Below are 5,488 nucleotides of genomic sequence, written 5' to 3' on the forward strand. Positions count from 1 at the left end.
CGGCGATATAGATCGTGACCAGAGCAAACAACCGGTTCTGCGGAGGATCACCAAAGTAGTGAGCCATCGTCACGGACATGGGCATCGCGACCATATAGCCCAGAACAAGGGACATAATGGGCGCGATCTGCCATGTGGCTCCTTTCCAGAAGCCATGCACCGTGGTGAATAAGACTATTAGCGCCATCACCCCGTCGTATACTGTGACCCCGCCCAATCCCGTCATGATCTCAATCCTTGCTCTCGACTAATCGTCCACGACGAAGGCGATTCTGATTGCTCCAATGGCCTGCCCGGAAGCGCCGTCATTGCGATGCCCGCTCCATAGGCTGCCGCTAATATCCAATATCCCGGTGAGGTCTCTGATCCCGATGTGGCTGCGAAGACTGACGGAAGATCAGGGAACTTCGCGGCGCACTCACGTTTCGAATCGCTTGTGTGGAATAGAAAGGGGTGTCCGTCGGAACCAGCTTTTGCGGATCCTCGTACCGGAACGGAGCCACAATGTCGGGCTGCCCCTGGTCATTGGCCGCAAAAATCGTCAGACCAATCAAGAGTGCCCACGTGGCTGAGTTCGCACTTCCCACATTGCCGAACAGTTTCAGTGCCGTGCCAAACGATTTCTTGAAGCGAATTCGGCCCGTGCAGACCTCGACCGCCCACATCTCATCCAGAATCAAGTGGACCAGATACCCGATGACCGCTCCGAAGCCTTTGAACTCGCGTCCGAGACTGATCCCGGTATCGCAAATGAGATAGGCGATCAGCCCCGCGATGAATGCCGCCGGAATACTGTGAAACATTCCGCGGTGGACCGTCACCTTCAACATTTCGCCGAAGCCGAATCGGATCAGCAGATAGAGCGGTGCACCGAACAGCAGAATGTGTTCTGTGGGAAGTCCTTCGTACTCGAACCGATAGAACAGCAGCATCGGAGCCACTGCGGCGAGGAAACTGAGTGTCTCGCGCGCGGGAACCGCTCGATCGCTATCGAGATCGGGCATCATCCCGGAGATGGAACAGAGTCCTCCGCCAATCAGGCAAGTCGAGATGGGCAGTTCCAGGGCCGTTGCTCCGAAGTAGGCATAGCCTGCTCCAACGAGAGTGCTGACGGTGATGTGTGTATGAAATCCAGCCATCGGCGTCCTTGCCTTGCTTCAGTGGACCGATCGCTCTTTTGCCCGCTTCCAAGCAACGGAGAGTGTGATACTTTCTCGAGTCCAAGCGGTCTAACTCGGCAGCAACCGGTGCTCGATACCGCGACGCTCCTTCCGCGACAGCCCCCGTCGAAATGATTCCTGCGCGCTGCGAACGTATCGAGAACAGGCAATCCAGTCAAGATGAGGAACCCCGTCCATCCGCAGCGACGTCGTCATCCCCCCGCTCGTGATATCCGCAGTCTTCCATCGCGATCTGGCTAGATAGAAAAACTGAGAACACTGGGCGAGACCTGCACATTGGAGAGCCTCCTTCCAGCAGGCGCTTAAACCAACTTCTGCGCAAACAAGCCTAATGGTTTGTTCGGCAACGGGTGCCGGGTGACGCGAGTCGAATTGTGGTAAATTTTCACCAACCAGCACGACCGGCAAGATCGAGTAACTGACTCATCGACGTGGTTAGCTTTGTCCACGTGGTGAAATTCAAAGTATCATCGCCGCGTGTCTTGAAAACTCAGCCATGTGCGTGCATCGCTGAACGAGCCTTCCACGAACTGACTCTGATGATCAACCAGCACGCGTTTGATTTTGCTGGCGACTCGATTGTGACGACCGCCCGACCGATCCACCGGAATCGAGCGAGCGCAGAAAACCGAGGTTCGACGATCGCATCGAGACCACGTTATCCTCTGGTTCACAGATCGAAGTCGAAAGTTGAACGCATTCGCCGACGGAGATTAAGGGAGCGATTTCGGTGGCTGCCCCGTCTTGCGCCATCCTTCGGCCGCCTCGCAGCAGGCTGTAATGCGTTCACGCACGAGGGCAACAAGCGCGGCATCTTGTCCGCGCTGCGTAAACGGTTCAAGCTCCTCGACCGTGATCGGTTTGCCGAACACCACACGAACTCGCGTCGGCTTAATGAACCACGATTTAATGGGTAGCGCCTGATAGGCACCTGCAATCCCGACCGGATAAATCGGTCGCTTTGCCCGGCGGATCACCGCAGCGAATCCGGGTTTGAATTCGCTCAGGTTCCCGTCGTGGGTTCTTGTCCCTTCGGGAAAAATCCCCACGAGAAAGCCGTGATGCAGGGCACGAACGGTTTCTCGCAAGCTCGTCGAACTCGGTGCTTCCTGATTGATCGCCATCACATGCGTTTTTCGCAGGATGAACCCCACGACCGGAACTTTAAACAAGGTTTCCCGAGCCAGAAAACTGATGGGGCGATGCAGTGGCAGTCCCACCAGCAGCGGATCAAGAAAGCTCTGGTGGTTCGCCAGAATGAGGGCGCCACTCTCTTTTTCCAGTGCGTGATAGCCAGTTGCACGGTATCCCAGCCAGAAGCAGAAAAAATTCTGCAGGATCATCTGGAGAGTGAACCAGAGCGGACCTCGGACATTAGGGGAGGGTAACGGAATTTCAGACGATGCGGCGGACATGGAATCAACTCGATTTAAGGCGATCAGCAATCAATGAAAAAATCATTTCAACAGAAATTCAGAATTTCGACTGCGCCAACCTCCCTTGCAACCGTCTCAACGTCCGCCGCCGGCTGGATCAGGTGCACCAATCCAGCCCCCGTCGCCCACCAAAGAAAACCAGAAATTACTCTTCGATCGGTTCACCGACGTGGATCCGCATTCCGTAGAACGATCGATAAACAAACGCCATCGAAATGGCAAGCAGCGTCAAAGAGATGGCTGTTGTTACCACGCCGCCGAGTTGCGCATTCATCGACACACCCAGTGGAACCGCCAGCAGGCCGAATAAAGTCGTGAACTTGATGATCGGATTCAGGGCGACTGACGAGGTGTCTTTGAACGGATCGCCGACAGTATCGCCCACGACACAGGCGTCATGCAGGTCGGTCCCCTTGGCCTTGAGCTCGGTTTCAACAAGCTTTTTGGCGTTATCCCAGGCTCCCCCGGCATTCGCCATGAAAATGGCCTGATAAAGTCCGAACAGAGCAATCGACACGAGGTAACCGATGAAGAAGTACGGTTCGAGAAAGGCGAAGCTCAAGGTGGTGAAGAACACCGTCATGAAGATGTTAAACATCCCTTCCTGGGCATACTTGGTGCAAATTTCGACGACTTTCTTGCTGTCCTCGACTGAAGCTTTCTTCACGCTGTCATCGAGCTTGATCCTCTGACGGATGAACTCAACCGCACGATAAGCGCCGGTCGTGACTGCCTGAATGGATGCCCCGGTGAACCAGTAAATCACCGCTCCGCCCGCAATCAGACCGAGTAGGAACGGTGGGTACAGAATTGACAGATTGACCAGCAACTCAGGCTGAAGTCCTTTGGTCAGACTCAGCACGATCGAAAAGATCATGGTCGTGGCCCCGACCACTGCGGTGCCGATCAACACGGGCTTGGCTGTCGCCTTGAACGTGTTTCCCGCGCCGTCGTTCATCTCCAGGTTTTCCTTCGCCCGCTCGAAATCGGGCGTGAACTTGAAGTTCGTTTCCAGGTCCTGGGCGATGCCCGGCAATGTTTCGATGGTGGACAGTTCAAACACGGACTGGGCGTTGTCCGTCACAGGACCATAACTGTCGACGGCGATGGTCACCGGCCCCATTCCCAGAAAGCCGAACGCGACAAGACCGAACGCGAATACGGCAGGCGCCAGCATCATCTGCTCACCAATTCGCAGGCTGATCATATAGGCGACACCCATCAGCAGCAGAATGATCATTCCCAGCCAGTATGAACTGAAATTTCCGGCGACCAGACCGGACAGGATATTGAGCGATGCCCCTCCCTGACCGGACGATGTCACGACTTCTTTCACGTGGGCCGACTCGGTCGAAGTGAAGACCTTAACAACTTCCGGAATGATCGCTCCTGCCAGCGTACCGCAGGTGATGATGATGGATAGTTTCCACCACAAGGTCGTGTCACCACCCAGGGAAGGAATCAAGACTGCCGAAACGATAAAGGTAAGTGCGACGGAGATCAGAGAGGTGAGCCACACAAGCGAAGTGAGGGGATCTTCAAAGTTGAAGCTGGGAAGCGAAGAATACTTCCTGGCAGCTCGCTTCTCATTGATGAAGTAGGACAACCCGGATGCGACGACCATCATCACACGCATCATGAAGATCCAGACCAGAAGCTGGATCTGCACTGTCGGATCCTTCACCGCCAACAGGATGAAGGTGATCAGTGCCACTCCCGTTACACCATAGGTTTCGAAGCCATCGGCCGAAGGTCCCACCGAATCACCCGCGTTGTCACCAGTACAGTCAGCGATCACACCAGGGTTTCTTGCGTCGTCTTCTTTAATCTTGAACACGATCTTCATCAGGTCAGCGCCGATATCGGCGATCTTGGTGAAGATTCCACCCGCGACGCGCAGCGCCGCAGCACCCAGCGATTCGCCGATGGCAAAGCCGATGAAGCAGGGTCCGGCATAATTGCCGGGAACAAACATCAGAATAAACAGCATCAGCAGCAGTTCGACGCTGATCAGCAGCATGCCGATACTGATGCCTGCCTTCAGCGGAATTGCATAGCAAGGGAACGCAGCGCCGGTCAGACTGGCAAAGGCCGTCCGTGAATTTGCATACGTATTGACGCGAATTCCGAACCAGGCGACCCCATAGCTTCCGAGAATTCCGATCACGCTGAAGCCCAGAATGGTCGCGACTTTCGACCATTCCAGCATTTCCACGTAACGGAAGTAGACAATGATGACCGCCCCAATGAACAGCCATAGCGTGAAGAGAAACTTCCCTTGAGTCTGAAGATAGGTTTTGCAGGTTGCGTAAATCAGCTCAGAAACGTCTCGCATCGAGGAATGCACGGGAAGATTCTTGAGCTGAGACGAGGCTGCCAGACCGAAAACAATCCCTCCCACGGAGACGATCAGTCCCAGCCACAGCAAGTCTCGTCCACCGACCGAATTGAAAAGAAACTTCGCCCCATTGAGATCGGGCAGTACCAGAGTAGCTTCGCTGCCCCCTGAATGGGTCGCTGCCGCTCCCTCGGGGTGAGCGGTTTCGGCTGCTTCGGCTTGTGTCGTTTCCCCCGCCGCGGCATGAGTCGCATCCTGGGCGTTAAGACCGCTGGAAAACACGAAAAGGGAGACGAATGCAAGGACACAATGCGCGAAACTCTTCCGCCAAATCTTGCTAAAATTGTTTGTGCGGATCAAATCTGGGCTGGGGTCAGGGAACGAAGGGGTGAGACGGCCAATCCGCATTCGGTGTACATCCTGAGATGAGAATGATTCGAAGATGATCACGATCCGCCATAAACTATCCGTACGCAGACCGAGAGGCAACGCTTGATACGTCCGGATGAGATACGGAATTTTAAGGAATTCTC

The 5,488-nt window shown here is 55.0% G+C and carries 5 protein-coding genes; all 5 read right to left on the reverse strand.

Annotation, left to right across the window (positions count from 1 at the left end; translation table 11 throughout):
• A partial coding sequence (locus VGE80_RS01595) for a CvpA family protein (protein ID WP_440591428.1) occupies positions 1 to 226 on the reverse strand: 226 nt, incomplete at its 3' end.
• A gap of 109 nt (positions 227 to 335) precedes the next feature.
• Complete coding sequence (locus tag VGE80_RS01600) at positions 336 to 1,139, reverse strand: metal-dependent hydrolase (RefSeq protein ID WP_440591429.1); 804 nt, start codon at positions 1,137 to 1,139, stop codon at positions 336 to 338.
• Positions 1,140 to 1,229: 90 nt separating this feature from the next.
• On the reverse strand, positions 1,230 to 1,376 hold the full coding sequence (locus tag VGE80_RS01605; protein ID WP_440591430.1) for a hypothetical protein: 147 nt from the start codon (positions 1,374 to 1,376) through the stop codon (positions 1,230 to 1,232).
• A gap of 518 nt (positions 1,377 to 1,894) precedes the next feature.
• Positions 1,895 to 2,596 carry a lysophospholipid acyltransferase family protein gene (locus tag VGE80_RS01610; protein WP_440591431.1) on the reverse strand — a complete coding sequence of 234 codons (702 nt, stop codon included), beginning with the start codon at positions 2,594 to 2,596 and terminating at the stop codon, positions 1,895 to 1,897.
• Positions 2,597 to 2,762: 166 nt separating this feature from the next.
• Positions 2,763 to 5,363, reverse strand: a complete 2,601-nt coding sequence (locus tag VGE80_RS01615) for a sodium-translocating pyrophosphatase (RefSeq protein ID WP_440591432.1) — start codon at positions 5,361 to 5,363, stop codon at positions 2,763 to 2,765.
• Positions 5,364 to 5,488: the final 125 nt, after the last annotated feature.

This window comes from Schlesneria sp. (assembly GCF_036405755.1).
In the GTDB taxonomy this organism is placed as follows: domain Bacteria; phylum Planctomycetota; class Planctomycetia; order Planctomycetales; family Planctomycetaceae; genus Schlesneria; species Schlesneria sphaerica.